Origin of the sequence: Arthrobacter sp. LAPM80, assembly GCF_046736435.1 — a bacterium.
Taxonomy (GTDB): domain Bacteria; phylum Actinomycetota; class Actinomycetes; order Actinomycetales; family Micrococcaceae; genus Specibacter.
On sequence record NZ_JBCHVD010000008.1, the window covers coordinates 106,158 to 132,791 of the forward strand.

Below are 26,634 nucleotides of genomic sequence, written 5' to 3' on the forward strand. Positions count from 1 at the left end.
GTAAATCTTTTGTATTAGTACATATATTCGAATCCAATTTCAGTGTACGCTCAATTTCACGCGGAAAGTAACCGCCTCAATTGGGAAAAAACGCATCGACAGGCATTTTGTTCTGCGCAGAAAGCCTTATGTAGATAGCTGTCAACGCAACAGGCGTCTAGCATGGCCTTATCGCGATTGCCATGGTCGTGCTGCTGGCACCACAACGATTTTTAAGGAGCGTTCCATGACTGACATGGTCACCCTCATCGCCAAGACCACCCCACTGGAACGGGAACTCAAGATTGATTCCCGGACTGTGCAGGCAACCGACGTTCCACGTCTGGGCGAGCTCTACTTCACTGCCTACGATGCAGGCGTTGCCGGCGAAACCCTTGACGTTGCCTTGGCTGACATTCAGGCTTCCATGGCTGGAAAGTACGGCAACTTCCTCCCTGAGGCCTCCCACGTGGCCCTTGATGAGAACGGCAAGATCGTGGCAGCCGTGCTGGTCGTGGAGCGCGCCATCGGCGATGACACCCCCGACACCCCCTTCATCATTGAATTGATCACCGACCGCGACCACCGACGTCGCGGCCTGGCCGAGGACCTGGTGCTGGCCACCTTGGACACCCTGTTCAACGAAGGCCAGAAGGATGTGGCACTGCGGGTGGAAGCCACCAACTCCGCCGCACTGGCCCTGTACCTCTCGCTTGACTTCCACCGCTGGTCCCCCGAAGAGTCCGACGACTAGGCTCCACAATGGAGCAGCGTCTGACGTTTATTTCACTGGGAGTGGCGAATGTGTCCCGCTCCCGCGAGTTTTATCTCACAGGCCTTGGCTGGAGCGCCCATCAGGAAGTCCCCGGCAAAGTCATTTTCCTCCAGCTGAACCACGGGCTCATCCTGTCCCTGTGGAATCGTGCCGACATGGCAGCTGAGCTTGGCGTTGAACCGTCCGACGGCGTCCCTCCCATCACTCTTAGCCACAACGTTGGCAGCGTGGCCGAAGTCGACGCCGTCCTGGCGCAGGCAGTTGAGGCGGGTGCCGTCGTCGGCCGTCCCGCGGTCCAGCAGGTCTGGGGCGGATACAGCGGCTACTTTGCCGATCCCGACGGCTTCCGCTGGGAAGTCGCTTTCAACCCCACCTGGGCAGTGGACGACGCCGGCAACGTCACTGTCTGAGACGCCGGCTCCATCAGCTGACGATGCCGCTGGCGCCCAGCACGTTCCCGATGATGAACGTCGCCGCCAGGGCCACGGCACCGCCCACCATAACTCTGGTGGCGGCACGTACCCTGTTGCCCCCGCCGATGTAGGCCCCAATCCAGCCCGTCAGTCCCAGCGCCACGATGACGGCAACGAAGGTGACGGGAACCCGCCAGGACTCCGGTGGCAGCAGGATCGCCAGCAGGGGCAGGATTGCACCCAGCGTGAAGGCGATCGCTGATGCCAATGCGGCGTGCCAGGCGCTGACGACGTCGTCCTGGTCAATGTTCATTTCAATGGACAGGTGTGCCGACAGGGCATCATGGGCGGTGAGTTCCTCGGCCACGTTCAGGGCAGTCTCCGGACTCAACCCCTTGGCCCGGTACATGGCCGCCAATTCCGCCAGTTCCTCCTCAGGCTGCTCCTCTAGCTCCCGGCGTTCCTTCTCGATCAGCGCTTTCTGGCTGTCGCTTTGACTGCTGACAGAGACGTACTCCCCCAGCGCCATGGAGATCGCACCACCGACCAACGCGGCGACGCCGGCTGTCAGGATCGCACCGCTGTTGGAGGTCACCCCGGCCACGCCAACCACGATGGCGGCGACGGAGACGATCCCGTCATTGGCGCCCAGAATGCCCGCACGCAGCCAATTGAGCCGCTGGGCGAGGTCCGGGCGGTGCGGCTCGCCGTCGTGGGCTGCCGGTTCAGGGTGCGCGCTCATGCTCCCAGCCAAGCACCATTGGCCCCGCGATGCCAGCACCGGTTCGCTTCATGTTGGTCGTGAGGGCTCCAGCGCGGCCTCCGGTTGCTATTGCCAAGGCTCGTGGCCTGTCACCTTGACATACTCCCGTTTCCAACGAATGCGCTTGGCACCCATGATGACTGCTGCAAGTCCAAGACCACCGAAAATGATGAAAATAAAAATTCCCGCACCTATGGCACCGCCGTTGGGCAACACTTCGGGAGCCGCCGCCGCAATGACCACTGCCACGATTCCGGCGAACAGCAGAAAAATTCCAAAGAGTAGAAGGCCCCGCGGGCTGCGAATCTTGGGCCGTGAGCCACCGGGACGGCTCATGTAGGCAAATGGCTCAGCCGGGATAAGCTGCCCCTTCGAATTCCTCGGCTCCTGAGACTCGGAATTGCCGCGGGGGACAAATCCGGCGTTCATCGGCGCGCCGGAAGGAAAGCGGCAAAGAGCAAGTCAAGGCCGGCGTCGTCCACTAATTTCCGCACCCCGGTACCCGGGCCATCTGCATCCAGGACGGCGTCCCACTTGTTTTGTTCATGGTCGCGGCGCACAAAGACGCTGCGTGGCGCCTGCCCCAAAGTTTCACTGACAAAATACATGGCAGTTGCCGGGTTTCCCCTGACCCTCTCGCGCAAGGTGCTTGTCAAAAGGGCGCCGGCCGGGCTTTCATCCGAGGAAAACCCGGCAAACCAGGTGCCATAGGCCCGCGGCTGCAGCATGGCAATCAGACCGGCTGATTCCACCACAAGGGCAAGATCGGGCTGCTGCGCATTTGCAATACCCATGGTGGTCCAACGACCTCCACGGGCGCCAACGTACTCCAGAAGGGCGGCGGCCGATCGGCTTTGCACTTGTTGGTTCCGTGCGGCGACCCAGCCACGGGCAACAAGGGACGACAACCCAGAGGCCTTGGTTGCCTCAGAGTTGTTTTCCTGGTCAAGAATCAACTTGGCACGGAGCATATCGGCCTGCACAGAGTCGTGTCGGCCAAGCAGGTAGGCCACCTCGGCAAAGCCAAAACCCACAACGTCCTCGGGCAGCTGAACTCCCGCGAACTCGGTTCCGTCAAGAAGCTCGGTCATTTACTACCTTCATTCATAGGTTCGTGTACGTACATTACGGGGAAAGGCCCAGGGTTCCTGGAGATGTCTAGGGGGCAATTCATTGCTTTAGCCCCACGGCCATTTGCCATGAGTGACATTGTTCCAGCCATCCTCGAGCCCCTTGGTCACGTTCTTTGCGGTGTCCTCAACTGCACCGACGCCCCCATCAACAACGTTCTTGAAGCCGGGAATTTTGTCGTACGCAAGTTCACCCAGGCCCATGACCAGGGCTCCGCCGCCAAGAATCAGGTCCGCAGGTGGAGGTGTCAGCAATGCGGCCGTGCCAAGGCCCGTCATGATGCCGTCGTACACGCCCCGTCCGGGTTCCCCCTTGACGAAGTCATTGATAGTTGTGACGGCGCCGATTCCCACACCTAGCGGCCCCAACGCCTTTCCGACGGCGCCCAGCGCCTTTCCCGCCCCGCCCAGCCCCTCGCCTGCTCCGGAGAGGACGCCGGCAAATTTGCTGTCATTGAGTCCGGCGAAGAATGCCTTGTCGTTGAGGAAGGCTGCAGCACCTTTGCTCAGCGCACTCCAGTTATCACCGGCAAGTGCCTCTCCCCAATTTTTCAATCCGCTGGAAGGCAGCACGTCCCAGAGTTGACCGGTGGCCTTCCACCCAAGCACGGGATCAAGATCGCGCCAGAAATCGACGCCCTTCAGTGCCGTTGACGCCCATCCGGGAACATCCAAAAGGACGGCCTTCCAATCGGTAAAAACGTCGAATCCGTGCTCGAATTCGGCAAAATCGCTCTCCTCGGGTTGCTCCCCTGCAAAGGAGCCGCCACTACCGCCAAAGCCGACACCCGCTCCGTTGGGTGCCATACCGTCGAGGCTGTCGAGCGAGCTTGCCCTGTCTTGCTCATCTGCGTTGCGAATGAGTTCCGTGGAGGCTGTGGCGAGGCAGGTGGAAGCCCCCGAAAGGACAAGACGGGAATTAGAGTTCCACCGTTGCCTGAAGCGATCGGCATCCGGGCCCGTCCAGTTGCCGCTGTGGTTGATCCGTTGGGTCAGCGCTGTACTTAGCTGGCTTAACTGGGACGCTACACGCGAAAAGTCCTTTGCGAGCGCACGCAATTGCTGCGGATCTGCGCCAAGCATCGAATCATTCATTAGGGGACCTTCCAGCGGATTTCATTCATGTCAGACTACACAAAACCACGTGTGCGACCGACTGCCAATGGGTAGAACTTCCCACCGCGGATCAGGGAAGGCGCCCCAAAATTAGCTCAAACCAGGGCAGAGCCGATGACCAATCGCTTCCTACGCCGTGACGGGTTCGATCAGTTCGGGGCCGTTGTTGCGCACATTGCCGACGGCGGCACTGACGGGATCAAGGACCCATGTTGCGGCCTGTGCATACGCATCGGCGAGCACCATCTCCAGCAGCTGGGCTGGTGCCGGCGCCTGCGGATCCAGCCACGCCGCCAACCCCTCACGGTTCAAGGGCACGGGGAGCCTGTCGTGCAGGGTGGCCAGTTCGCCGTCGGGCGGGGAAGCCATCGTGAGGATGCTGCACGACAGCAGCCACTGTTCGGGATCGCCGTCGGCCTTGGCCGGGTCCTTCCACCATTCGTAAAGTCCGGCAAAGGTGATCAGGGTTCCGTCCGGACTGTGCACAAAGTAGGGCTGCTTGGTCTTGCCGTCGGGCGACTTCTTCCATTCGTAATAGCCCTGCACCGGCACGCCGGCACGTCTGGACTTCAGGGCAGCCCGGAAGGTGGGTTTCTGCGCAGCTGTTTCACTGCGCGCGTTGAAGGCACGCACCCCCACGGCGGGGTCCTTGGCCCACCCCGGCACCAAGCCCCACTGGGCAACGTGGACCTGGCGGTGCAGTTCCCCGTCAATGATCCGCTCGAGGACAATAGGCACATCGGTGGTGGGGGCAACGTTCCAGGAAGCCCGCAGCTCAAGGGCGGCGTCGGCCTCCGCTTCCAGCTCCGCAACCAAGTCCCCCACAGCCCTTGCCATTACATATCGTCCGCACATGGAATCCATCGTGACACAAGATCAGGAATATGTTCCCGACCCGGTAGCGTTGTGTTCAACAGCAGCATAAATATTCATGACGCAAGGAGCACTACCCGTGGATTTCACCCCCGACGCCGGTACCATCACCATGTTCTCCACCACCTGGTGCGGATACTGCAAACGCCTGAAGAAGATGCTGGACGCCTCCGGGATCGGCTACACCGAAATCAACATTGAGGACGTCCCCGGCACGGCCGAACTGGTCGAGAGCCTCAACGGCGGCAACCAGACGGTCCCCACGGTTTTATACCCTGACGGCTCGGCAGCAACCAACCCGTCGCTAAATGATGTCAAGGCAAAACTCGGCGTCTAACGCACAGTGTGAACCGTGAAGGCGTGTACCCTGTCAGGAACCCCAATGGACATTCCCGATTAGGGTACACAGCCGCTTAAGGAGTTTTTCATGGTTCACAAGGTCAAGGGCGCAGTCGTTCTGAGCAAGAATGCACCTGTCACGCTGGAAACCATCCTGGTGCCGGATCCCGGTCCCGGCGAGGCCCTGGTCGACATCCTGACCAGCGGCGTCTGCCACACGGACCTGCACTACAAGCTGGGCGGCATCAGCGACGACTTCCCGTTCCTGCTGGGCCACGAAGCCACAGGCATTGTCAGCGCCGTCGGTGCCGGTGTCACCAACGTGGTGCCGGGAGACAGGGTCATCCTGAACTGGCGCGCCGTCTGCGGCACATGCAGGGCGTGCGCTAAGGGCCAGGCCCAATACTGCTTCAACACCGCCAACGCCACGCAGAAGATGACCCTCGAGGACGGCACAGTCCTCTCCCCCGCACTGGGCATCGGCGCGTTCATTGAAAAGACCCTTGTTGCGGCAGGCCAGTGCACCAAGATCGACCCAGACGTTGATCCGGGCGCCGTTGGCCTGCTGGGCTGCGGAGTCATGGCAGGCATTGGCGCTGCCATCAACACAGGCGGCGTCAAGCGCGGCGACACCGTGGCTGTTATCGGCTGCGGCGGCGTGGGCTCTGCGGCCATTGCCGGAGCCGCCCTGGCCGGGGCAACCACCGTGATCGCCGTTGACCGCGACCCGAAGAAGCTGGCCGCGGCCCTGACACTCGGCGCCACCCACACGGTGGATTCCTCGCTTGAAGACGCCGTCACCGCCATTCAAAACCTCACCGGCGGCTTCGGCGCAGATGTGGTGATTGACGCCGTCGGACGTCCCGAAACCTACAAGCAGGCCTTCTACGCCCGCGACCTGGCCGGCACCGTTGTCCTGGTGGGCGTACCCACCCCCGAGATGACCCTTGAGCTGCCGCTGCTCGACGTCTTTGGCCGCGGCGGATCGCTGAAGTCCTCCTGGTACGGGGACTGCCTGCCCTCCCGCGACTTCCCCATGCTCGTTGAACTGTACAAGCAGGGCAAGCTCAACCTTGACGCCTTCGTCAGCGAACGCATCACCGTCAACGACATCGAAGCCGCGTTCGCCAAGATGCGCGAGGGCTCTGTGCTGCGATCTGTGGTGGAGTTCTCATGAGCGCCCGCATTGAACGCCTGATTACTTCCGGCACGTTCTCCCTTGATGGGGGCACCTGGGACGTGGACAACAATGTGTGGATCGTCGGCGATGACGAGTCGGTCTACGTGATCGATCCCGCGCACGACCCCGGTGCCATCGCCGCCGCCGTGGCCGGGCGCACGGTCAAGGCCGTGCTGCTCACGCACGGGCACGACGACCACATCCGCCACGCCCGCGACTTCGCGGCCCTGGTGGGTGCGCCGGTGCTGATGAACGCTGCCGATCAGATGCTGTGGGAGGACGTGTACCCGGGCACCGCACCCGACGGGGCCATCGCCGACGGCGACACGTTCGAGATTGCAGGCACCGTTCTGGCCGCGCTGCACACCCCCGGACACTCCCCCGGATCGATGTGCTTCTACGCTGAATCCCTGGGCACCGTATTCTCCGGCGACACCCTCTTCAACGGCGGCCCCGGGGCAACTGGCCGCTCCTACAGCGACTTCCCCACCATCGTGAAGTCAATCACCGGGCGCCTGCTGGTCCTGCCGGCGTCGACCGTTGTGAACACCGGCCACGGCGACTCGACCACAATTGGCGCCGAGGAACCCGGAATCCTGGCCGCCGGGCAGTAACCGGCCCCTTCCCGGTTCGAAACAGCAGCTGATGCGATAAATCCACCTGGTTTATCGCATCAGCTGCGATTTCAAATGAGAGGAAGGGCTAAGGCAAGGGTTCGGGCTGCAGCAGTTCCGTGTGCCCTGAGTACGCCGCCAGGACTGCTGCTTCCACGTCATCGACGGTGATCCCGGGAACCAGGTCCTCAGCGGCGCCTGCGGTGGCCGGATCCCACGCGAGGCCAAGCTCCGCGTAGCTGTCAACGAGCACCCTGCGGATGGGCGCCGAGTTCTCCACCACGATGACCGAGCTGAACAGCCACGCCCCTGACACTACGCGCTGCGCCGTTCCAATGAGCTTCGTGCTGAAGGTGCCGCTGCGGCCGTAAACACTGAATTCACCGGGGCAGTATTCACCGGGAATCTCACCAACACCCGCGTCCAGGCCCAGGGATCGCAGCGCCTGTGCAAACATGTCGCCAAAGAGGCCAAAACGTGCCTTTGCCCCTGCGATGGCGTCGCTCTCCGGCTGGATGTGGTCAACGATCAAGGTGCCCTGATGGTAGGCGGCTGCCCGGCCACCGGCACGCCGCACGGCAGGCACAAAGCCGTTGCGCCTGGCAGCATCCTGCGCAGCGGCAAAGCCGGGCAGCCTGGCATCACGCTGGCCGAAGGCCACGGTGGGCTCCGGCCGGTAGAGCCGCAGCAGGGCGCCCTGGCTGCCTTCCTTCACCTGCTGAAGCAGGTCAAGGGCGTGGTTGAGGTCAGCCTCGGCGCCGCTGTTGACACGTTGCCTGCGGACCTCAAGTTGCGGGGCGAGTGAAAGACTCACTGGGCGGCGGGGATGGGACGGACCGTCAGGATTTGCTCGCTGCGCCCGAACGGGCCGTTGACGTCGTGGAGCACCGAGGAGGTCAGCCCCACGCCGTCGTCGGCAATCGTGACGCGGGTGTCAAGTCCGAGCCACTCACCCACAGGATTGCGGTAAAGGTGGATCGACAGGTCAACATTGGGGAACATGTAGCCGCCGGGCAGGGGGGAAACCCTGGCCGATACGCCGTTGGCACAGTCGGCAAGACCCAGCAGCCGCACCAACGGCGAGGCGGGCTCTGCGCCGTCGAGCACGGCAAACGGTGTGTGCAGCCAGGCGCGGCCGCGGCCCGGTCGGTGCTCGGGCAGCGCACGGCCCTCGAGCGTCTCGATAAAGCCGCCCGGCCAGCTGCGCATGCCATCCCACGGGACAGCGTCCTCGAGGCGGCCCAGGGGCTCATCCTCGCAGGCGGCAACGGCCGATGTGTCATTTCCCTGGAGACGCCAGGCGGTGGCGCGCACCGCGACCCGCCCCTCGGCCAGCATCTCGGCCTGGATCAGTTCGATGGTCCGCCCGGGGCGCAGAAGCGTTGTTTCGATGGTGAATTCGCCGCCGGGTATCAGGCCCAGGATGTCGAAATTGATGCGTGAAATGCGCATGTCGGCGCGCGGCTGGAACTGCTCCAGGGCATGTACCATGATGCTGGCAACGGGTGCCATGTGCTGCTCGGTGGGGTTCCATGCGCCTTGAGCGTGAATGGTCGACTCGTATCGATTCGCGCCAAGATGGCGGTAATAAGTCGAGGTTTCAACAGCCGTGAGTGTCGTCGTGTCTTCCATGAGACGTACTCTACCCGACGGTAACGACCAGCAGATGTGTGTCGACTAGGCCTTGACGGAGGCGGGTAGGACTACTTCGGGGCTCATCACGGGGCAGTCTTCCATGGCGCTGCGGTCAAGCCTGCGGGTGCGTGATACGCGGAACAGGTGGATTCCCAGAACTGCGGCGCCTGCCAGCAAAACAAGGGCAACCAACGCCAGCGGGGAGCCTGCCGCAGCTGCAATGGCGGCTTCAAACGCGCCGATCCCGATGGTGGCGTAAATGGTGGCCCAGGCGATGGAGCCAACCACTGTGGCCGGGATGTAGCGGCGCAGTGGCATGCGACCCAGTCCAGCGGACATGTTGATGGCCGTCTGCAGACCAATGGTCAGGAAACTCACGCTCACGGCAGGGGCGCCCCAACGGGCAACGATTTTTTCGGCGCGCTGCACGGCCGGCGAGTCAAGGTGCTTTTGCACCTTGGTCATGCGTCCGCCGGCGGCGAGGCCCCGGCCGGCCCAGTAGGTTGCGTTGGAGCGCAGCATGACGATGACGAAGAGGATCAGGAAGGCCCAGACAAAGGGGAGGGAGACGATGCTGTCCATCATGAGCGCTTGCTACCCCCTGGGGAAGAAAATAATATAGCTACAGAAGACTGAGCTATTAGTCTTACCTTATCGTACCGAAGGCAGCGCAGCTTGCCCTAATGCCACAAGGTGAGACTGCTCGCTTTTGCAGGGGCGGCCGCCCGGATTTCCAGCAGGTTCCACATGGTGTCGATCATCGGTTGCAGGAACAGGTTCCCCAACTGGCCCAGGACACCAAGGAACTGAACTTTACCGACATGCGCGTCCCGGTTGAAAACCTGTTGGGCGCCGTCCAAGGCCGGGGCTTCTCCCAGCTCATGGAACAACTCCAGGGTCGACACGCCCGTTGGTGCGCCGCGGGCGCTGAGTTAGTAGGCATTAACCCAAGGACGTATTAGCATCATCACATGACCACCGATGTTCATGCTTCCTACGCGTCAGGCACCACCACCACACCGCTTCTGGCTGACACCATTGGCTCCAACTTCCAGGACACGGCAGTGCGCTTCGCCGACCGCGACGCCCTGATCGACAAGCCCTCGGGCAGGCGCTGGAGCTATGCACAGTTGAACAACGACGTCGATGCCCTGGCCCGCGGCCTGCTCGCCGCCAAGGTGGTCAAGGGCGAGAGGGTGGGCATCTGGGCGCCGAATGTGCCCGAATGGGTGATCCTGCAATTTGCCACGGCCAAGATCGGCGCGATCCTGGTCAACGTCAACCCGTCCTACCGGGTCCACGAGCTCAAATACGCCATTCAGCAGTCAGGCATGTCAATGATCGTGGCGCTGCCCGACTTCAAGGGCTCCGACTACCAGGACATGGTCAACCAGGTCCGCCCCGAGTGCCCCGACCTGGTGGCGGCCGTCTACATTGGCACGCCTTCCTGGGACGCGCTCGTGGCGGGCGGGGAAGGATTGCCGGCAGACGCCGTCGAACGTGCCATGGCCTCGCTGGATGCCGGGGAGGCCATCAACATCCAGTACACCTCCGGCACCACCGGGTATCCCAAGGGCGCAACGCTGAGCCACAGCAACATCCTCAACAATGGCTTCTTCGTGACGGAAACCATTGACTTCACCGAGCAGGACAGGCTGTGCGTGCCCGTGCCTTTCTACCACTGCTTCGGCATGGTCATGGGCAATCTGGGCGCCACGACGCACGGCGCAGCGATCATCATCCCGGCGGCGTCCTTCGATCCGTCGGCTACCCTGCGCGCCGTACAGGAAGAACGCTGCACGGCGCTGTACGGGGTTCCCACCATGTTCATCGCCGAGCTGAACCTGCCCGATTTTTCCTCCTTCGACCTCTCGTCCCTGCGTACGGGAATCATGGCCGGTTCGCCTTGTCCCATTGAGGTCATGAAGCGCACCATGACGGAGATGCACATGGCCGGCGTGTCGATCGCGTACGGCATGACGGAGACCTCGCCCGTGTCGATGCAGACCCTGATGGACGACGACGTGGCCCACAGGACCGAAACCGTGGGCCGGGTGCACCCCCACCTTGAGGTGAAGATCGTGGACCCCGAAACCGGGGAGACCGTGGCGCGCGGAACCACTGGCGAGTTTTGCACGCGGGGCTACTCGGTCATGCTCGGCTATTGGAATGATCCAGAGAGGACAACGGCCACCATTGATGCCGAGAAGTGGATGCACACAGGGGATCTGGCGGTGATGTTCGAGGACGGGTACGTGAACATTGTGGGCCGGATCAAGGACATGGTGATCCGGGGCGGGGAAAACCTGTACCCGCGCGAGATCGAGGAGTTCCTCTACCAGCACCCCGACATTGCCGATGTGCAGGTCATTGGGGTCCCCGATGATCGGTACGGCGAGGAGTTGTGCGCCTGGATCATAATGAAAGCCGGCACCGAACCCTTGGATGTTGCCGCCGTGGCCGCCTACTGCGAGGGCCACCTCTCACGCCATAAGGTGCCGCGCTACGTCCTGGTGGTCAACGAGTTCCCCATGACCGTCACGGGTAAGGTGCGCAAGATGGACATGCGCTCCAAGACCGTGGAGATTCTGGGGATCGGCGCCTGAGGCCAATGCATGCCGCAGGCGGTAGCCTTGGTCCATGGACAGCGAGAATTTATGGGAAGCAAAGAAGCGGGAAAATCCCGGCCATTCGGCGTGGTTCATTGCCCGCTTCGCGGGTATGCGTGCCGACGGGGTTGACTTGGATGGCGAGGCCAGGCTGATCGACGCACTGGCGGGCCGGGCCTCCCGGATTTTGGACGCAGGCTGCGGCACCGGCCGTGTGGGTGGGGAATTGGCCCGGCGCGGGCACCATGTGGTGGGAGTGGACCTGGATGCCGAACTCATCGAGGCCGCCCGGCTGGACTACCCCGACGTTGACTGGCGGCTCGGAGACCTCAGCGATTTGTCCCTGCCCGGGGAGACGTTCGATCTGATCGTGTGCGCCGGCAACGTTATGCCGTTCCTTGCCCCGGGCACCGCACAGGCGGTGCTGACCCGTTTCCGTGACTATCTGGCCCCGGGCGGCCGTGCGCTTGTGGGCTTCGGAGCAGGCCGCGGCTACGACTTTGACGATTTCTTCCGTGATGCGCAGAATGCAGGGCTCACCTCGACGGGCCGCTTCACCACATGGCAGCTGCATCCCCTGACGCCGGACGCTGATTTTCTCGTGGCACTGCTGGAGCGCCCGGCGACTTCCAACTAAGAAGTATGGGCCCGTGTGGGGGCCCAAAAAGCTCCTTGGTTAGGAATGCCACACGATGGCAGCACTAATTGACGCTGCCAGCCGCTCAATGGACGTGCACACAGAGGCATCAGGTGAAGTGAAACTGGCCGTTTGTTGGTGAATGAGGGCATCAATCTCTGCCCAGGAAATCCAACAAAACACGTCGTCAATTCTTCCGAGCAGCTCCTGGAGAACCAGCTGATCATTGTTGGTTTCAGCCAAAACTGACTCAAGTTCACTGGCGACTGCTCCTTCAACACTCATCTTCCCCTTGCCGCGCACCGAAAATGGTGGTTTGACTCCCAACAAAAAAATGACCGGTAGTCGATCGCCAGCATGGGCCATGACAGCAACATACTCTCGCGCCAACTGATGAATTTGGAATGCGCTGAATCGGATGCGTTTGGCTTCGACCAACACGAACACCCCGGGGCTAGTGAGCAGCGCACCGGGCCGGAACCATGGTGGCGTCCTCAATTTCTGCCAACAACAAGGCCCGGGCTGCTTCTGCCCCGTGGGCTGCTCGTATGACGGCGCCGAGGAAATGTTCTCGAGGCAAGAAGTTCAGCGCTAACAGAACCTCAGCACTGAGCACGTTCTCACGGCCTCTTCCGCCTTCACGGTAGCTAGCGGCGCGCTCCCAGGAAATCTCTTCAAGGAGCCTGCCCACGATGGAGGGTTGGGCTGTTTCCGGCTCAGGCATGGTTGAGCAACCGCTCCCGCAGCGCCAGCCAGGCCGCGCCAAAACCTGGATGTAACGGGCGGGCTGCGACCTCATCAAGGGCAACCCATTCCAGGGCCAGGCTTTCCGGGTCGCTGATGACGGCTTCAAAAGGCACCACCGCGGCAACGGCCACTGTGGTGTACCTCCAATAGCCCACGTCATAGACGGAGGTGAACATCAGCTGCACGTTCTCACGCGGCACCCCGGCCTCTTCCCACGCCTCACGCAGTGCTCCATCTACTGCAGCTTCGTCCTGGTGGAGGGCGCCGCCTGGCAGCCCCCATGTGCCTCCATGGTGGGACCAGAGTGCCCGGTGTTGGAGCAGGACTCCACGTGCGGCGTCGAACACCAGAAGGCCGGCGGAGCCAAAGCTGCCCCAGAACTTGCCCTGCTCCCCCGAAACCCAGGCATCACCGGGATCACGGTTGCTACCTAAACGCCCTGGACGAACAGCGGCGCCGGCGTCACGAATGAAGCGTGCCGTCGCCGTGCTCTTGTCGCCGTCGGCCTTTTCCTCATCCATGACTTCCACGGTATCAAGTGTGCGGGCGAAGCTTCCGCGACGCGGCCTATTGGGCCGTATATAGCCCTGGCCTCTCAAGATAATCCGGCTTGGCCGGCTCGCGCTGATCGGGGTAGATGGCCCGGTGCGCGGCAAGATCCCTGATGTTCTTCTGCACCGCCACGACAGCGAACAAACTCATGGCGAAGCCGATGCCGTAGAAGCCCTTCTCCGACAGCAGCAGCTCAGCGTTCCACAGGCCAATAAAGTAGACAGCCATGCCCAGCCCCCAGGGCAATCCAGGACGCCCCTATGAATGCCCCTGTTGGTTTTCCCAGCTGATTTGCTTCACTCCTGGCGCGTTCCCCTATCCTTGTGATGACATGATCTGGTCCTGAAAGCACCAGCATAGGCGACACACCGGCTCTCCGCACGAGTTTGTCCATCATATAGCCAAACTCGTTGCAGTCTCTTTCCAACGACTGCCCCCTACGACGGTTGTTCTCATAAAAAAATGCGCGCAAGCCGACCCTCGCGGATCTGCTTGCGCGCATTGAGAAGATAGGGGTTAGAAGTCCCAGTCGTCGTCTTCGGTGTTCACTGCCTTGCCGATGACGTAGGAGGATCCCGAGCCGGAGAAGAAGTCGTGGTTCTCATCCGCGTTCGGCGACAGGGCGGACAGGATGGCCGGGTTCACGTCGGTCACCGCGGACGGGAACATGGCCTCGTAGCCCAAGTTCATCAGCGCCTTGTTGGCGTTGTAGTGCAGGAACTTCTTGACGTCCTCGGCCAGGCCGACGGAGTCATAGAGGTCGTGCGTGTACTGGACCTCGTTCTCGTACAGCTCAAACATGAGCTCGAAGGTCCAGGCCTTCAGCTCTTCCTTGCGCTCTTCGGAGAGACCCTCAAGTCCCTTCTGGTACTTGTAGCCGATGTAGTAGCCGTGCACGGCCTCGTCGCGGATGATCAGGCGGATCAAATCTGCCGTGTTCGTCAGCTTGGCCCGGGAAGACCAGTACATGGGCAGGTAGAAGCCCGAGTAGAACAGGAAGGATTCCAGCAAGGTGGAGGCAATCTTGCGCTTGAGCGGATCGTCGCCGTAGTAGTAGGACTCAATGATCTGAGCCTTCTTCTGCAGGTTCGGGTTCTCCACCGACCAGCGGAACGCCTCGTCGATTTCCTTCGTGGAGCACAGGGTGGAGAAGATCGAGGAGTAGCTCTTGGCGTGCACCGATTCCATGAACGCAATGTTCGTGTAGACGGCTTCCTCGTGCGGGGTGATGGCGTCAGGGATCAGCGAGACGGCGCCAACCGTGCCCTGGAGGGTGTCAAGCAGCGTCAGGCCGGTGAACACGCGCATTGTCAGCAGCTGCTCTTCCGGTGTCAGCGTTGCCCAGGACTGGATGTCGTTGGACAGCGGCACCTTTTCCGGCAGCCAGAAGTTGTTCACAAGGCGGTTCCAGACCTCAACGTCCTTATCGTCCTCGATGCGGTTCCAGTTGATGGCCGTCACGTGGCTCGCCAACTTCAGCTTCTCCGGTGTCATTGCTTTTCCTCTTCACTAAATTCTGGTGGCCACGCAGGCCAAGTCAATCTTAAGGCAAAGGCACGACGGCGGGTCTCCCCCGCCGTCGTGCGCTTCAGTTATCTAGGTGCTACAGCTGGCATGAGACGCAACCTTCAACTTCCGTCCCTTCCAGCGCGAGCTGGCGAAGACGGATGTAGTAGATGGTCTTGATGCCCTTGCGCCATGCGTAGATCTGGGCCTTGTTGATGTCACGGGTGGTGGCGGTGTCCTTGAAAAACAGCGTCAGGGACAGGCCCTGGTCCACGTGCTGGGTGGCAGCAGCGTAGGTGTCGATGATCTTCTCGAAGCCGATCTCGTACGCGTCCTTGTAGAACTCGACGTTGTCGTTCGTCAGGTAGGGGGCGGGGTAGTAAACGCGGCCCAGCTTGCCTTCCTTGCGAATCTCGATCATGGAGGCGATCGGGTGGATCGAGGACGTGGAGTTGTTGATGTAGCTGATTGAGCCTGTCGGCGGGACGGCCTGCAGGTTCTGGTTGTAGATGCCGTGCTCCATGACTGAAGCCTTCAGCGCACGCCAGTCTTCCTGGGTGGGGATGTGCATGCCCTCAAACAGCTCGGCAACGCGGGCGGTCTTCGGCAGCCATTCCTGGTCCGTGTACTTGTCGAAGAATTCACCCGAGGCGTACTTGGAGTTCTCGAAGTTGATGAACGTTGAGTCGTTTTCAATCGCCAACATGTTCGACGCACGGATGCAGTGATACACAACCGTGTAGAAGTAGATGTTCGTGAAGTCAAGGCCCTCAGCGGATCCGTAGTGGACGCGCTCACGGGCAAGGTAGCCGTGCAGGTTCATCTGGCCCAGGCCGATGGCGCGCGACTGGCGGTTGCCCTTGGCGATGGACGGCACGCTGGTGATGTTTGACATGTCCGAGACAGCAGTCAACGTACGGATTGCCGTCTCAACCGTGGCACCGAAATCGGGGGAATCCATGGCCTTGGCAATGTTCAATGAACCCAGGTTGCAGGAGATGTCCTTGCCGGTCTCGGCGTAGGAGAGGTCGTCGTTGTACGTGGTGGGTGCGGAAACCTGAAGGATCTCTGAGCACAGGTTGCTCATGATGATCTTGCCCTCGATGGGGTTCTCACGGTTCACCGTGTCTTCAAACATGATGTACGGGTAGCCGGATTCGAACTGGATCTCGGCGAGGGTCTGGAAGAACTCGCGGGCCTTGATCTTGGTCTTCTTGATCCTGGCGTCGTCAACCATCTCGTAGTACTTCTCGGTGACCGAGATGTCCGAGAACGGCATGCCGTAGACCTTTTCGACGTCGTACGGGGAGAACAGGTACATGTCCTCGTCGCGCTTGGCCAGTTCAAAGGTGATGTCGGGGATGACAACGCCCAGGGACAGGGTCTTGATGCGGACCTTTTCATCGGCGTTTTCGCGCTTGGTGTCCAGGAAGCGGTTGATGTCGGGGTGGTGGGCGTGCAGGTACACGGCACCTGCGCCCTGGCGTGCGCCGAGCTGGTTGGCGTAGGAGAAGCTGTCTTCGAGGAGCTTCATCACGGGGATGACGCCGGAGGACTGGTTCTCGATCTGTTTGATCGGGGCGCCGACTTCACGGATGTTTGTCAGTGCGAAGGCCACGCCGCCGCCGCGCTTGGAGAGCTGCAGGGCGGAGTTGATGGAGCGTCCGATCGACTCCATGTTGTCCTCGATACGCAGCAGGAAGCAGGAGACGAGCTCTCCGCGCTGTGCCTTTCCAGCATTCAGGAAGGTGGGGGTCGCCGGCTGGAAGCGGCCTTCGATGATTTCATCGACGATGCGCTTGGCCAGCTCTTCGTTGCCGCGGGCCAGGTGCAGGGCAACCATGCAGACGCGGTCTTCGTAGCGCTCAAGGAAGCGGTTTCCGTCGAACGTCTTCAGCGTGTAGGACGTGTAGAACTTGAAGGCGCCCAGGAAGGTTTCGAAGCGGAACTTCTTCTTGTATGCGCGCTGGAAGAGCTCACGGGTGAAGTTCATCGAGTACTGGTCGAGTGTTTCGCGCTCGTAGTACTCGTTCTTGACCAGGTATTCCAGCTTCTCTTCCAGGTCATGGAAGAACACGGTGTTGTTGTTCACGTGTTGCAGGAAGTACTGGCGGGCAGCCGCCTTGTCGGCGTCGAACTGGATTTCGCCATCTTTGTTGTACAGGTTGAGCATGGCGTTGAGCTCGTGGTAGCCCAGACCTTCCCAGGCTGCGGGCATCTCCTTGGACGCCTTCACTGTTGCGTCCTGTTCTGAGACAATCGTGTCCAAAATTCTTCCAATCCTTCGCCGACGCGGGCCACGTCGTCTGACGTTCCCATAAGTTCAAAACGGTATAAATGCGGAACCTTGCACTTGGCGGCGATGATGTCGCCGGCCGAGCAGAAGTGTTCGCCAAAATTTGTGTTTCCGGCGCCTATGACGCCCCGGATCAGGTCCCTGTTCCCCGGAACGTTCAGGAACTTGATGACCTGCTTTGGAACTGCCCCATGCCCGGAGTCCCCACCATAGGTGGGAATGACCAGGACAAATGGTTCTTGGGCCAACAGTGTTTCTTCGCGGGTGTAAATCGGCAGCCTGGCTGCATCCATCCCCAGCTTCTGAATGAAGCGGTGGGTGTTCTCGGATGTCGAGGAGAAATAAATCAACCGGCTGCCGGTTTTTCGAGAGGTTATCCGACCAACAGCGGGTTCTGCTGCTACGACTGACATGACTTTCGCTTTCCAACTGCTTGCTTGCTGTTGTGAGGCCGAGCGGTTTACTTCTCAGCCCCACTCATGTGCGCCCTGCGCACGTGAAATTGTGGAGTTTCCGCGCGGGCCATTCGGCCCGCAGGACGCTACGCTACGCTCGAGGCGCTGTTCTGGACCGCTGCAGCGAGTTCGGCAATTTTATCCGGGCGGAACCCTGACCAGTGGTCGGCGTCGGTGATCACAACAGGTGCCTGCTGGTAGCCCAGGCTGAGCACGTGCTCAAGGGCATCGGGATCGGTGGAAATGTCCACGCTTTTGTATGTGATGCCCTTTTTATCCAACGCGCGGTAGGTGGCGTTGCACTGGACGCACGCGGGCTTGGTGTAAACCGTAACGGTCATGATCGGGTTCCCCTTGTCGAAAAAACTGTTCTCTAAATTAGCGTTCACGTACCTCAGGGGCCCGCTCACTGTCGGTGGGGTCTGCAAGCTCTTGGCTACAGCCTCGCCAGCGTTTCAGGCGCTGACCCGAACTGCTTTATTTGATGATTCAATACTACATCTAGTGCACCGTCCAGTAAATGACCCCAACATGATGTATTACACCTTTGTTATTTTATGCACCGCTCATCCACAGGCTGGGAGATTTAAAAGCGCCAGAACTCAAGGTTTAACCTCAGATGTCCACAGGCTGTGGAGTACTTAGGCACAATTTAATGTGCGGCGTGTCTAGTTTTGCGGCGTGTCGGCCCTCGTGGCCAGGACACGGGCGAACACAAGAACCAGGACACCGGCAAGGGGCACCACAAGGAGCCCTGTCCTCAGGGAGGAGGCGTCGGCAACGGCCCCCACGATCGGCGGGGACACGAGGAAGCTGACGCGCATCAACCAGCCAACAAGTGTCAACCCGGTGCCTGCACGCAGCCCGGGCAGATTGTCGGCGGCATGCATGGCCGCCGGAACGAGCGTGGCAATGCCAAAGCCTGCCGCCGCAAATCCCGCGATGGTGCCCGCGACGGTCGGAAACATCAGCGCCTGCCCCATGCCGAGCGCCACGACGAGGCCGCCGGCCTGGGCCACCCGGCGCTGGCCGAACCTGTCAACCAGCGAATCCCCCACCAGACGTCCGATGAATTGGGCTCCCACGAGGGCAACGAAGCCCAGTCCGGCAACCGATGCCGCGGCGCCGAACTGGCCCGAGAGATATACGGCGGCCCACGTGTTGCCTGCGTCCTCCACCAGTGACCCCGAGGCGGCAATCAGCACTAGCGCCAGCAGCACAGCGTATTTGCCCAGCACCCGCGGAGGCAGGCCGGCGTCGTGCGCGGCTTCAGGAGCAACAAGCGAAGGGGCGCCAGCCTCCTCGTTCCTCGGCTCGGGCCCGGACAGCAGAAACCGCAGGCAGCACAGCGAAACTGTGGCGAACAGGATCCCCGACACCGCCAGGTGCAGCTGGACGGGAATGCCCAGCCCGGCGGCCGCAGCACCCATGAGCCCGCCGGTCACGGCGCCTAGGCTCCAGACGGCGTGGAAGGAATTCAGGATGAACCGGCCGTAGAATTTTTGCACGCGCAGGCCGTGAGAGTTTTGCGCGACGTCGGTGATGGCGTCCATGGCCCCTGCCGCGCACAGCCCGGCGGCGAACAGCAGGCCCGACAGCGCAAAACTCGCGGACACCAGGCCCAGTGCGGTCAGCACGGTGCCGGCCACGGCGACCTTTGCCGAGCCAAACCGGCGGATCAGGGCCGCGGCGGCCAGCCCTGCCAGCAGGGCACCGAGCGGGAACGCTGCAACGGCCACTCCAAACTGGGCGTTGGTGAGCCCAAGGCTGTCCTTAATGGCGGGGAAGCGCGGCAGGATGTTCGCAAAGAGGGCCCCATTGGTCAGAAACAGCGCCGCGAGGGCCGCTCGGGCATTCTTCACGGGCCGTGCCACGGCGGGCCGGTTCATTGTCAGGCTCAAGAAATTCTCACAATTCGTTCAACGGCCGCTTCGACCGTGGTTCTGGGCATGGGGGCAAGGGACAGTGCCCTGTGCACGGACAGGCCCTCGATGAGCGCGTCGAGCATCAAGGCCGTGTCGGGGTCAAAAAACCGTCCGATCGCGGCCCGGCTGCGCGCCATCCACGCGTCGGTGACGTGGCGCATCTGCGGGCTGCGGGAGGCCAGCGCGTACAGCTCGTAGGACAGCGCCGTGGTGCGGGGATCGTTTAGCATCTCCCCCGTGATGAGGCTGACGACGGCGGTTCGCGCCTGCGCCTCGTTGCCCACCGCGGCCATGGCCGCCTCAAACCCGTCGGCGGTGCGGTTGCCAAGTTTGGTGAACGCCTCGCCAACGAGCCCCTCGAGGGATTCGAAGTGGTAGGTCACCGAGCCGAGCGGCACGCCGGCGGCCTCGGCAATCTTGCGGTGGGTTGTCCGCGCCACGCCGTGCTCGGCAATGACATCCAGGGCCGCATCGAGGATCCTTGCGCGCCGGTGGGGGTCGTGGCGGCGGCGCTGCTTTTCGGCCGGGCCGTCAGTGGCTGCGGACCAGTCAGGTACTTTCACAGGTTCTTGGTGATGCGGGCCGGATTCCCGGCGGCGACAACGTTGGCCGGCAGCTCGCCGGCCTCCATGCGTTCGCGCATGGTGCGCCTGTCATTGGCACAACTGGGGTGCTGCATGGGAATCCCCTCCTTGGCTGTCGATCGTTATGTACAAATGTACATAACGATCTGTGCGGGCCAGGACCGGCGGCGGCACGTTACACGCGCCGGCGCCTATGCTTGCAGACAGTGAGCAACCACCGAGGAAAGAGAGCCCCGTGATCAACCCCGTGCATCTGCGGACCCTGCTTGAAGTTGTCAGGCGCGGGTCCTTTGCCGCTGCCGCCGCCCAACTGGGGTACACGTCGTCGGCCGTGTCACAGCAGATGTCAGCACTTGAGCGCGACTCAGGGGTGGAGCTGTTCCACCGCTCGGCCCGCAGCATCGTCCCCACTGACGCAGCCCTTGTCATGTCCCGGCATGCGACCAAGGTCCTGACCGACATTGACGCGCTGCTGGCTGCGAGCGCGCGCACAGCGGAGGGGACGAGCCATGAATTGCGGGTTGGGATCTTCCCGTCCCTGGCAACCCATGTGCTTCCGCGCCTGTTGCGCAGTCCGCAGTGGCCTGAGCTGGGGATCAACCTGCATGTGTCCGTGGGTGAGCCGCAGCAGACCATTGGGGGTTTGCGCTCCGGGGGCGAGTTGGACGTTGCCTTTGTATACCAGGTGGGGCAGTCGGGCCTTGCCTGGCCGCACAGCCTGAACCGGCAGTGGATAGGGGACGACAACTTCAGGGTGGTCCTGCCCAAGGCCTGGGGCATCCGGCCCGGCTCGGTGGTTGAGGCGGCGCAGTTATCTGACATGCCGTGGATCATGCACCACCCGGGAACAAGTGATGCCACGGTCATTGAGCGCCTGTTCGCCAGTTGCAACCTGCATCCGCGCGTTGCCGCCTACAGCGACGACTTCAACGCGAGCCTGCACCTTGCAAGTGTTGGTCTTGGTGCCGCACTGGTGCCCGAGCTGGCACTTGCGAACCGTCCTGGGAATGTTGTGGTGCTTGACGTGCCGGAGATCAGGCTGGCGCGCAACATCTTTGCCCTGCGCATCACGGACAACCGCACGGCGCGTGTCGAGGTGTTCGTTGACAAGCTGGCGGCGATCCTGGCGGACGTCACGGGCACCAACCACGTCGATGTGACCCCATAGGCCGTTGCCCCCTCCGCGCAGCGGTCCGCGAGCGCCCGTGCGTCAGTGATTCCTGAGCTTTTTCGCCGGTGCCACGAAGCGCTTGATGACCTGCTGCTTGAAGGAGCCGAAGGGCGGGTAGATCATGGACAGCGTGTCGGGTGAAAGCGGCTTGTCCATGACCGCTTTGCGGTGTGAGAACGTTTCGAGGGAATGCTGGCCGTGGTAGCTGCCCATGCCGCTCTCCCCCACCCCGCCGAACGGCAAGCCGGGGATGGACAGGTGGGCCACGGGGACGCCGAAGTTCAAGGCGCCCGACGACGTCTGTTCCATGAAGTCGCGGCGTACCTCCAGGTCTTCGGTGAAGACGTACAGGGACAGAGGCTTGTCCCGCCCGTTGATGAAGCTGATGGCCTCGGCGGCCGAGCCCACTGTGACAAGGGGCAGCACGGGGCCGAAGATCTCGCCTTCCATGAGCTTGGCTTCGGCGTCGACGTGGATGACTGTTGGTTCTATGTATCGCGTGGCGGCGTCCGTGCGTCCCCCGCTGACGAGGGCGGAGCCTGATTCCTCGCCGAGGTCTTCGGCCATCATCCCCGCAATGCGGGCAAACGCGTTGTCGTTGATGATCCGCCCGTAGGCCAGGCTGTGGGCGGGCTCCGTGCCGTAGAAGTCCTCGATGGCCTTGGGCAGTTCCGCAGCGAGCTTTGCCAGTGCGGCGTCGGTGCCAAGGATGTAGTCGGGGGCCACGCAGGTCTGCCCTGCATTCATGAACTTTCCCCAGGCGATCCTCCGTGCGGCGGCGATCATGTCGACTGTCTCATCGATGTAGACGGGCGACTTTCCGCCCAGCTCCAAGGTGACGGGTGTGAGGTTCCTGGCGGCGGCGGCCAGGACGATCCGTCCCACCCGCCCGTTGCCGGTGAAGAAGATGTGGTCGAAGCGCTGTTCAAGCAGCTCGGTGGTTTCGGCAACGCCGCCTTCAACAATGGACACGGCCCCGCTGAGGTATTCGGGGACCCAGCGGGCCAGGGCGGCGGAACTGGCGGGTGCCATCTCACTTGGCTTCCCCACTATCGTGTTGCCGGCTGCGAGCGCGCCGATCATGGGGGCAAGGAGCAGCTGGATGGGATAGTTCCATGGCGCAATGACAAGCACGACGCCGAGTGGGTCGAGCACCGTCGTTGCCTGCGCCGGCTGCATGGCGAGCGGCACGGCAGCCTTCTGCGGCCTGAGCCAGGCCTCAAGGTGCTTGATGGTGTGGGCAATCTCGGCGGTAAGGAAGCCGATCTCGGTCAGCCACGCTTCCGATGGATGCTTGCCCAGGTCCGCGGCAAGCGCGGCAATGAAGTCATCCTTGTGGTCGACCAGCATGTCGTTCATGGCCTTCAGCTGCGCCACCCGCCAGGTACGGGGCCGTGTCATGCCGCTATTGAAGGCCGTCCGTGCCGCTTCCACCGTCTTTTGTACGCTCATGCCTTCAATCTACCCGCGCAGTCAACTCGATGGGCCACCCAAAGCGAATTAGAACATATCTTCGAATTCAGGTCCTGCGGGGTTGCCCGGAGGTGCACGCACCCCGCCCAAGGGCCCCTGAAATGCCAAAAAGCGCCCCCTGCCCCACAACGGGAGACAGGGGGCGCCGGCAACGCTGACTACACGAGCTGGGCGCGGACTTCCTTGGTGGCGTTGACCAGGTTCCGCAGGGACTCTTCGGTCTCTGCGTAGCCGCGGGTCTTCAGGCCGCAGTCAGGGTTGACCCAGAGCTGGCGGGCCGGAACGTGCTTGACGGCGGTGCCGAGCAGTTCGGTGACCTCGGCCTGGCCGGGGACGCGGGGGCTGTGGATGTCGTAGACGCCAGGGCCGACGCCGCGGCCGAAGCCGTGTGCCTCGAGGTCGTTCACGACGTCCATGCGGGAGCGTGCGGCCTCGATGGAGGTCACGTCGGCATCCAGGCCGTCAATGGCGTCGATGATGACACCAAATTCGGAGTAGCACAGGTGGGTGTGAATCTGGGTGGCGTCGGCGGCACCTGCCGTGGAGAGGCGGAAGGAGTTGACCGACCAGTCGAGGTAGGCGGCCTGGTCGGCGCGGCGCAGGGGCAGCAGCTCGCGCAGGGCGGGCTCGTCAACCTGGATGATCTTGATGCCGGCGGCTTCCAGGTCGGCGATCTCGTCGCGCAGGGCCAGGCCCACCTGGTTGGCGGTGTCACCCAGTGGCTGGTCGTCACGGACGAAGCTCCAGGCAAGGATCGTGACGGGGCCGGTGAGCATGCCCTTCATGGGCTTGGCCGTCAACGACTGGGCGTACTCGGCCCACTCGACGGTGATGGCCTTCTCACGGGTAACATCGCCCCACAGGATCGAGGGGCGGGTGCAACGGCTGCCGTAGGACTGGACCCAGCCATGGACAGTGACGTCGAAGCCTTCGAGGTTCTCGGCGAAGTACTGGACCATGTCGTTGCGCTCGGGCTCGCCGTGCACCAGCACGTCGAAGTCGAGTTCTTCCTGCAGGTCTACGACGCGCTTGATCTCATCCCTCATGAGCTGGGAGTATTCCCCGCCGGTGATGACGCCCTTGTTGGCACGGGCACGGGCACTGCGGATCTCGCTCGTCTGCGGGAAGGAGCCGATCGTGGTGGTGGGCAGCGGCGGCAGGGTCAGTGCTTCGTCCTGGGCGGCTTCGCGGACCGAGTACTCGGAGCGGCTGAAGTCGGCCGGGGTCAGGGCCGCCAGGCGGGCACGGACCTCGGGGCGCTTGACGCCGGCTGCCGCTGCGCGGGAGGCGATGACGGCGGAGGCTTCGGCAATTTTCCCTGCCGCACCTGCGGGGTTCTCCAGGTAGGCGGCGAGCGTCACGACCTCGGTGACCTTCTGGTCGGCGAAAGCCAACCAGCTGCGCAGCTCGGCTGACAGCTGGGTCTCCTCATCGACGTCGTGCGGTACGTGCTGGGTGGAGGTGGAGGTCGACACGGCAATCGTCAACCCCGATGCCTTGAGTGCCTCGAGGCGGTTGGCCGACTCGGCCAGGTCGTTGCGCCAGATGTTGTGTCCGTCGACCACGCCGGCAACAACAGTCTTGCCGGCGAGCAGGGCCAGTTCTTCGGCGGAGGGGACTGCACCCTTGAAGGCGTCAATGTGCAGGGCCTCGATGGGAGTTGCGGCCAGGGTGGGCAGCAATTCGCTCAGCGCGCCGAAGGGTGTGGAGACGAGGATGGCGGGGCGGCCGGCTGCGGCCGCAAGGACCTCGTAGCTGCGGGCAACGGCGGCCTGGATCTCGGCGACAGGGACGTCCTGGTCGGCAACCAGTGCGGGTTCATCAAGCTGGACCCAGGAGGCGCCGGCTGCGCCGAGGCGGGAGAGCAGCTCGGCGTAAACCGGCAGGACATCCTCGAGGCGGGAGAGCGGGTTGAAGCCGGCGGGGGCGTCCTCGCTTGCCTTGCTCAGGAGCAGGAAGGTGACGGGGCCAACCAGGTACGGTCGGGTCTGGAAGCCGTTGGCCAGGGCGTGTTCGAACTGCTCGACGACCCGGGTGGAGGTCAGTGAGAAGTTGGTCTCGGGGCCGATCTCAGGAACGAGGTAGTGGTAGTTGGTGTCGAACCACTTGGTCATTTCCAGTGGCTGCTGCTCAACCGTGCCGCGGGCCAGGGTGAAGTAGGCGTTGATGTCGAGCTGGCCGTCGGCGTTGCGCAGCTCGCCGAAGCGGGCAGGAACGGCGCCGATGTGGGTAAGGGCGTCAAGGACCTGGTCGTAGTAGGAGAAGGTGCCGGGGATGGCGGCTGCCTCGCCCAGGCCCAGTTCGCTCAGGCGCCGGGCGGTGCCCAACTGGATTTCCTTGGCTGCGGCGTCAAGCTCTGCGGCGTCGATCCTGCCGGCCCAGAAGCCCTCAATGGCCTTCTTTAGTTCGCGGCGGCGGCCGATGCGGGGGTAGCCAAGCAGGGAGGCTGTGGGGAATGCGGGGGTGTTTGACATGGAAAATTCCTTAGCTATGGGGGAACAAAAGTTGATGAAGGTTTCAGGCCCGCACGAGGCGTGAGGTGCCTGCGGCGATGGTGGATGCCCGCGGGTGAACCGCCGGACGTCCCGGGCGCAGCAGTTGGAGCTTGTCAAGGACCTCAAGGGCCGCTGCGTGTTCGTTGAACGTGTACAGGTGGATGCCGGGGGCGCCGGCGTCAAGTGCCGCCCGGGCCAACTCGACCGTTACCTTGACGCCGATGCGCCGGCTTTCCGCGGCGTCATCGGCCCTGGCCAGCGCATCCAGCAGGGACGTTGAGGGTTCGACGCCGGTGATGACACCCAGGCGCTGCACGCGGCGCAGGCTTGTCAGCGGCATGACACCGGGAATGATGGGGATGCTGACACCGGCCCTCCGTGCCCTGTTGACCAGGTCCTTGTACTGGTCCGCGTGGAAGAACACCTGGGTGATGGCGAAGTCTGCGCCGGAGCGCTGCTTGGCCAGCAGCACCTCGACGTCGTGTTCGATCGAGGGTGACTCCGGATGCCGCGCCGGGTACGCGGCAACACCGATGGCCACCTTGCCGGCGCACAGCAGTGCCGAACGGCGCTGCTCCACGCGGCGGATCAGTTCGACAAGGTCCTGTGCATAGGCGAGGGATCCATGCCGCGGTTCGGCCGGGGCGCCCTGCGGCAGGTCCCCTCGCAGGGCCAGGATGCCGCGGACACCGTGGTCCAGAAGCTCGGAGATGATCCCCTCGAGCTCCTCCGCAGTGTTGCCTACACACGTCAGGTGCGCCAGGGGCAGCAGTGACGTTTCGGTCAGGAGCCGGTTGAGCAGCTGAACTGCGGTGTCCCGGTTGCTGCCATTGGCACCGTAGGTCACTGAGACGTAGTCGGGGTTGGTGGATTCCAGTTCCCTGATGGTGTTCCACAAAGTGGCCTCGGCGGCCTGATTCTTCGGGGGGAACAGTTCGTAGGAAAGGGCAGTCGGTGCGCTGTGCACCGAGGGCGCCGTCGCCTGTATAAGGCTCGGAGGAGACATTTGCTTTGATCCTTGAGGGTGTGTTGGCCGTCCCTGCCGGAGGCGCCTAGAACACGACGACACGGACAGCCAATTTTTTTCAGAAAGAGGGGGCGGACACGAAGACCCAGCTGCACATGGTGCACTCGCTCTTCGTTGCAATCCACCAGCAAATGTCAGGCCCACATGGGGGCACCCACACCCCCGAATCACTCGGGAGTCGCCGACACACGTTGCAGATATAACGTACAACTCATTCTAGGCACGCTTCTCCCGCGACACCAACACGAAATCGAACTATGTCGCAACTTTTCGCAATGTTTCACCGTTTACGTTCGGTCCCGGTGTACTTTCATCCCGTACCGCCGAATTATCTACACCA

The 26,634-nt window shown here is 62.5% G+C and carries 30 protein-coding genes; 8 read left to right on the forward strand and 22 right to left on the reverse strand.

Translation table 11 applies throughout. The features are described 5' to 3' along the window. Window positions 1-226: 226 nt before the first annotated feature. A complete protein-coding gene (locus AAGW05_RS10225) occupies window positions 227-733 on the forward strand; it encodes a GNAT family N-acetyltransferase (RefSeq protein ID WP_411804414.1) in 507 nt (168 codons plus the stop codon). An 8-nt stretch (window positions 734-741) separates the two neighbouring features. Continuing rightward, a complete protein-coding gene (locus AAGW05_RS10230) occupies window positions 742-1,164 on the forward strand; it encodes a VOC family protein (RefSeq protein ID WP_411804415.1) in 423 nt (140 codons plus the stop codon). Between the two features lie 13 nt (window positions 1,165-1,177). On the opposite strand, the gene AAGW05_RS10235 is transcribed toward AAGW05_RS10230, so the two are convergent. From AAGW05_RS10235 to AAGW05_RS10255, 5 genes are all read right to left on the reverse strand, one after another. After that, window positions 1,178-1,909 carry a VIT family protein gene (locus AAGW05_RS10235; RefSeq protein WP_411804416.1) on the reverse strand — a complete coding sequence of 244 codons (732 nt, stop codon included), beginning with the start codon at window positions 1,907-1,909 and terminating at the stop codon, window positions 1,178-1,180. A gap of 87 nt (window positions 1,910-1,996) precedes the next feature. Continuing rightward, window positions 1,997-2,266 carry a hypothetical protein gene (locus AAGW05_RS10240; protein WP_411804417.1) on the reverse strand — a complete coding sequence of 90 codons (270 nt, stop codon included), beginning with the start codon at window positions 2,264-2,266 and terminating at the stop codon, window positions 1,997-1,999. Between the two features lie 89 nt (window positions 2,267-2,355). Beyond that, on the reverse strand, window positions 2,356-3,021 hold the full coding sequence (locus AAGW05_RS10245) for a hypothetical protein (RefSeq protein WP_411804418.1): 666 nt from the start codon (window positions 3,019-3,021) through the stop codon (window positions 2,356-2,358). An 87-nt stretch (window positions 3,022-3,108) separates the two neighbouring features. Continuing rightward, a complete protein-coding gene (locus AAGW05_RS10250; protein ID WP_411804419.1) occupies window positions 3,109-4,155 on the reverse strand; it encodes a WXG100 family type VII secretion target in 1,047 nt (348 codons plus the stop codon). A gap of 150 nt (window positions 4,156-4,305) precedes the next feature. Next, window positions 4,306-5,031 (reverse strand): SOS response-associated peptidase, encoded by a 726-nt coding sequence (locus AAGW05_RS10255; RefSeq protein ID WP_411804492.1) that lies wholly within the window; start codon window positions 5,029-5,031, stop codon window positions 4,306-4,308. 97 nt (window positions 5,032-5,128) lie between these two features. Here AAGW05_RS10255 and AAGW05_RS10260 point away from each other — a divergent pair, with 97 nt between their 5' ends. The 3 genes from AAGW05_RS10260 to AAGW05_RS10270 all read left to right on the forward strand — a co-directional run bounded on the left by AAGW05_RS10260 (window position 5,129) and on the right by AAGW05_RS10270 (window position 7,182). Beyond that, a complete protein-coding gene (locus tag AAGW05_RS10260; RefSeq protein ID WP_411804420.1) occupies window positions 5,129-5,386 on the forward strand; it encodes a mycoredoxin in 258 nt (85 codons plus the stop codon). Window positions 5,387-5,476: 90 nt separating this feature from the next. Continuing rightward, window positions 5,477-6,565 carry an S-(hydroxymethyl)mycothiol dehydrogenase gene (locus AAGW05_RS10265; RefSeq protein WP_411804421.1) on the forward strand — a complete coding sequence of 363 codons (1,089 nt, stop codon included), beginning with the start codon at window positions 5,477-5,479 and terminating at the stop codon, window positions 6,563-6,565. Further along, window positions 6,562-7,182 carry an MBL fold metallo-hydrolase gene (locus AAGW05_RS10270; protein ID WP_411804422.1) on the forward strand — a complete coding sequence of 207 codons (621 nt, stop codon included), beginning with the start codon at window positions 6,562-6,564 and terminating at the stop codon, window positions 7,180-7,182. Before AAGW05_RS10265 ends, AAGW05_RS10270 begins: the two co-directional genes overlap by 4 nt. An 88-nt stretch (window positions 7,183-7,270) precedes the next feature. Here AAGW05_RS10270 and AAGW05_RS10275 read toward each other — a convergent pair whose 3' ends face one another. From AAGW05_RS10275 to AAGW05_RS10290, 4 genes are all read right to left on the reverse strand, one after another. Further along, on the reverse strand, window positions 7,271-7,996 hold the full coding sequence (locus tag AAGW05_RS10275; RefSeq protein WP_411804423.1) for a biotin/lipoate A/B protein ligase family protein: 726 nt from the start codon (window positions 7,994-7,996) through the stop codon (window positions 7,271-7,273). Continuing rightward, window positions 7,993-8,814: a thioesterase family protein gene (locus AAGW05_RS10280; protein ID WP_411804424.1), complete on the reverse strand. Its 822-nt coding sequence runs from the start codon at window positions 8,812-8,814 to the stop codon at window positions 7,993-7,995. The genes AAGW05_RS10275 and AAGW05_RS10280 overlap by 4 nt, the downstream gene beginning before the upstream one ends. A gap of 45 nt (window positions 8,815-8,859) precedes the next feature. Then, window positions 8,860-9,402, reverse strand: a complete 543-nt coding sequence (locus AAGW05_RS10285; RefSeq protein ID WP_411804425.1) for a DedA family protein — start codon at window positions 9,400-9,402, stop codon at window positions 8,860-8,862. A 95-nt stretch (window positions 9,403-9,497) separates the two neighbouring features. Continuing rightward, entirely contained in the window at window positions 9,498-9,722 is a 225-nt protein-coding gene (locus AAGW05_RS10290; RefSeq protein ID WP_411804426.1) for a hypothetical protein, read from the reverse strand. A 66-nt stretch (window positions 9,723-9,788) separates the two neighbouring features. Between AAGW05_RS10290 and AAGW05_RS10295 the strand changes: the two genes are divergently transcribed. Further along, window positions 9,789-11,423 (forward strand): AMP-binding protein, encoded by a 1,635-nt coding sequence (locus AAGW05_RS10295; protein WP_411804427.1) that lies wholly within the window; start codon window positions 9,789-9,791, stop codon window positions 11,421-11,423. A 34-nt stretch (window positions 11,424-11,457) separates the two neighbouring features. After that, window positions 11,458-12,063: a class I SAM-dependent methyltransferase gene (locus tag AAGW05_RS10300; RefSeq protein ID WP_411804428.1), complete on the forward strand. Its 606-nt coding sequence runs from the start codon at window positions 11,458-11,460 to the stop codon at window positions 12,061-12,063. A 39-nt stretch (window positions 12,064-12,102) separates the two neighbouring features. Here AAGW05_RS10300 and AAGW05_RS10305 read toward each other — a convergent pair whose 3' ends face one another. The 10 genes from AAGW05_RS10305 to AAGW05_RS10350 all read right to left on the reverse strand — a co-directional run bounded on the left by AAGW05_RS10305 (window position 12,103) and on the right by AAGW05_RS10350 (window position 20,107). Next, the gene (locus tag AAGW05_RS10305; protein ID WP_411804429.1) at window positions 12,103-12,504 is read right to left on the reverse strand and encodes a hypothetical protein; all 402 of its coding nucleotides are present in this window, start codon (window positions 12,502-12,504) and stop codon (window positions 12,103-12,105) included. Window positions 12,505-12,517: 13 nt separating this feature from the next. Continuing rightward, on the reverse strand, window positions 12,518-12,787 hold the full coding sequence (locus AAGW05_RS10310; protein ID WP_411804430.1) for a hypothetical protein: 270 nt from the start codon (window positions 12,785-12,787) through the stop codon (window positions 12,518-12,520). Continuing rightward, complete coding sequence (locus AAGW05_RS10315; RefSeq protein WP_411804431.1) at window positions 12,780-13,331, reverse strand: NUDIX domain-containing protein; 552 nt, start codon at window positions 13,329-13,331, stop codon at window positions 12,780-12,782. Before AAGW05_RS10315 ends, AAGW05_RS10310 begins: the two co-directional genes overlap by 8 nt. 46 nt (window positions 13,332-13,377) lie before the next feature. After that, window positions 13,378-13,590 (reverse strand): YiaA/YiaB family inner membrane protein, encoded by a 213-nt coding sequence (locus AAGW05_RS10320; protein ID WP_411804432.1) that lies wholly within the window; start codon window positions 13,588-13,590, stop codon window positions 13,378-13,380. A 288-nt stretch (window positions 13,591-13,878) separates the two neighbouring features. Then, the gene (gene nrdF, locus AAGW05_RS10325) at window positions 13,879-14,856 is read right to left on the reverse strand and encodes a class 1b ribonucleoside-diphosphate reductase subunit beta (protein WP_411804433.1); all 978 of its coding nucleotides are present in this window, start codon (window positions 14,854-14,856) and stop codon (window positions 13,879-13,881) included. A 109-nt stretch (window positions 14,857-14,965) separates the two neighbouring features. Then, window positions 14,966-17,086 carry a class 1b ribonucleoside-diphosphate reductase subunit alpha gene (gene nrdE / locus AAGW05_RS10330; RefSeq protein ID WP_411804493.1) on the reverse strand — a complete coding sequence of 707 codons (2,121 nt, stop codon included), beginning with the start codon at window positions 17,084-17,086 and terminating at the stop codon, window positions 14,966-14,968. A gap of 14 nt (window positions 17,087-17,100) precedes the next feature. Then, entirely contained in the window at window positions 17,101-17,577 is a 477-nt protein-coding gene (gene nrdI, locus AAGW05_RS10335) for a class Ib ribonucleoside-diphosphate reductase assembly flavoprotein NrdI (RefSeq protein ID WP_411804434.1), read from the reverse strand. Window positions 17,578-17,705: 128 nt separating this feature from the next. Continuing rightward, window positions 17,706-17,960: a glutaredoxin-like protein NrdH gene (gene nrdH, locus AAGW05_RS10340; protein WP_411804435.1), complete on the reverse strand. Its 255-nt coding sequence runs from the start codon at window positions 17,958-17,960 to the stop codon at window positions 17,706-17,708. Between the two features lie 327 nt (window positions 17,961-18,287). Further along, window positions 18,288-19,508, reverse strand: coding sequence for an MFS transporter (locus AAGW05_RS10345; RefSeq protein ID WP_411804436.1), 1,221 nt, complete (start codon window positions 19,506-19,508; stop codon window positions 18,288-18,290). Between the two features lie 8 nt (window positions 19,509-19,516). Continuing rightward, the gene (locus tag AAGW05_RS10350; RefSeq protein WP_411804437.1) at window positions 19,517-20,107 is read right to left on the reverse strand and encodes a TetR/AcrR family transcriptional regulator; all 591 of its coding nucleotides are present in this window, start codon (window positions 20,105-20,107) and stop codon (window positions 19,517-19,519) included. Between the two features lie 256 nt (window positions 20,108-20,363). Between AAGW05_RS10350 and AAGW05_RS10355 the strand changes: the two genes are divergently transcribed. Then, window positions 20,364-21,296 (forward strand): LysR family transcriptional regulator, encoded by a 933-nt coding sequence (locus AAGW05_RS10355; RefSeq protein WP_411804438.1) that lies wholly within the window; start codon window positions 20,364-20,366, stop codon window positions 21,294-21,296. Window positions 21,297-21,338: 42 nt separating this feature from the next. On the opposite strand, the gene AAGW05_RS10360 is transcribed toward AAGW05_RS10355, so the two are convergent. From AAGW05_RS10360 to AAGW05_RS10370, 3 genes are all read right to left on the reverse strand, one after another. After that, entirely contained in the window at window positions 21,339-22,751 is a 1,413-nt protein-coding gene (locus tag AAGW05_RS10360) for an aldehyde dehydrogenase family protein (RefSeq protein ID WP_411804439.1), read from the reverse strand. Between the two features lie 179 nt (window positions 22,752-22,930). Then, a complete protein-coding gene (metE, locus tag AAGW05_RS10365; protein WP_411804440.1) occupies window positions 22,931-25,246 on the reverse strand; it encodes a 5-methyltetrahydropteroyltriglutamate--homocysteine S-methyltransferase in 2,316 nt (771 codons plus the stop codon). A 43-nt stretch (window positions 25,247-25,289) separates the two neighbouring features. Further along, entirely contained in the window at window positions 25,290-26,273 is a 984-nt protein-coding gene (locus tag AAGW05_RS10370) for a methylenetetrahydrofolate reductase (RefSeq protein ID WP_411804441.1), read from the reverse strand. Window positions 26,274-26,634 lie beyond the last annotated feature (361 nt).

Coding starts and splice junctions, on each gene's coding strand:
- metE (WP_411804440.1), bottom strand. CDS start 25,246: ATGTCAAACACCCCCGCATTCCCCACAGCCTCCCTGCTTGGCTACCCC.
- AAGW05_RS10250 (WP_411804419.1), bottom strand. CDS start 4,155: ATGAATGATTCGATGCTTGGCGCAGATCCGCAGCAATTGCGTGCGCTC.
- nrdH (WP_411804435.1), bottom strand. CDS start 17,960: ATGACCGTTACGGTTTACACCAAGCCCGCGTGCGTCCAGTGCAACGCC.
- nrdE (WP_411804493.1), bottom strand. CDS start 17,086: ATGCCCGCAGCCTGGGAAGGTCTGGGCTACCACGAGCTCAACGCCATG.
- AAGW05_RS10265 (WP_411804421.1), top strand. CDS start 5,477: ATGGTTCACAAGGTCAAGGGCGCAGTCGTTCTGAGCAAGAATGCACCT.
- AAGW05_RS10285 (WP_411804425.1), bottom strand. CDS start 9,402: ATGATGGACAGCATCGTCTCCCTCCCCTTTGTCTGGGCCTTCCTGATC.
- nrdI (WP_411804434.1), bottom strand. CDS start 17,577: ATGTCAGTCGTAGCAGCAGAACCCGCTGTTGGTCGGATAACCTCTCGA.
- AAGW05_RS10345 (WP_411804436.1), bottom strand. CDS start 19,508: ATGAACCGGCCCGCCGTGGCACGGCCCGTGAAGAATGCCCGAGCGGCC.
- AAGW05_RS10235 (WP_411804416.1), bottom strand. CDS start 1,909: ATGAGCGCGCACCCTGAACCGGCAGCCCACGACGGCGAGCCGCACCGC.
- AAGW05_RS10225 (WP_411804414.1), top strand. CDS start 227: ATGACTGACATGGTCACCCTCATCGCCAAGACCACCCCACTGGAACGG.
- AAGW05_RS10360 (WP_411804439.1), bottom strand. CDS start 22,751: ATGAGCGTACAAAAGACGGTGGAAGCGGCACGGACGGCCTTCAATAGC.
- AAGW05_RS10270 (WP_411804422.1), top strand. CDS start 6,562: ATGAGCGCCCGCATTGAACGCCTGATTACTTCCGGCACGTTCTCCCTT.
- AAGW05_RS10240 (WP_411804417.1), bottom strand. CDS start 2,266: ATGAGCCGTCCCGGTGGCTCACGGCCCAAGATTCGCAGCCCGCGGGGC.
- AAGW05_RS10370 (WP_411804441.1), bottom strand. CDS start 26,273: ATGTCTCCTCCGAGCCTTATACAGGCGACGGCGCCCTCGGTGCACAGC.
- AAGW05_RS10245 (WP_411804418.1), bottom strand. CDS start 3,021: ATGACCGAGCTTCTTGACGGAACCGAGTTCGCGGGAGTTCAGCTGCCC.
- AAGW05_RS10295 (WP_411804427.1), top strand. CDS start 9,789: ATGACCACCGATGTTCATGCTTCCTACGCGTCAGGCACCACCACCACA.
- AAGW05_RS10280 (WP_411804424.1), bottom strand. CDS start 8,814: ATGGAAGACACGACGACACTCACGGCTGTTGAAACCTCGACTTATTAC.
- AAGW05_RS10300 (WP_411804428.1), top strand. CDS start 11,458: ATGGACAGCGAGAATTTATGGGAAGCAAAGAAGCGGGAAAATCCCGGC.
- AAGW05_RS10255 (WP_411804492.1), bottom strand. CDS start 5,031: ATGTGCGGACGATATGTAATGGCAAGGGCTGTGGGGGACTTGGTTGCG.
- AAGW05_RS10320 (WP_411804432.1), bottom strand. CDS start 13,590: ATGGCTGTCTACTTTATTGGCCTGTGGAACGCTGAGCTGCTGCTGTCG.
- nrdF (WP_411804433.1), bottom strand. CDS start 14,856: ATGACACCGGAGAAGCTGAAGTTGGCGAGCCACGTGACGGCCATCAAC.
- AAGW05_RS10315 (WP_411804431.1), bottom strand. CDS start 13,331: ATGGATGAGGAAAAGGCCGACGGCGACAAGAGCACGGCGACGGCACGC.
- AAGW05_RS10310 (WP_411804430.1), bottom strand. CDS start 12,787: ATGCCTGAGCCGGAAACAGCCCAACCCTCCATCGTGGGCAGGCTCCTT.
- AAGW05_RS10230 (WP_411804415.1), top strand. CDS start 742: ATGGAGCAGCGTCTGACGTTTATTTCACTGGGAGTGGCGAATGTGTCC.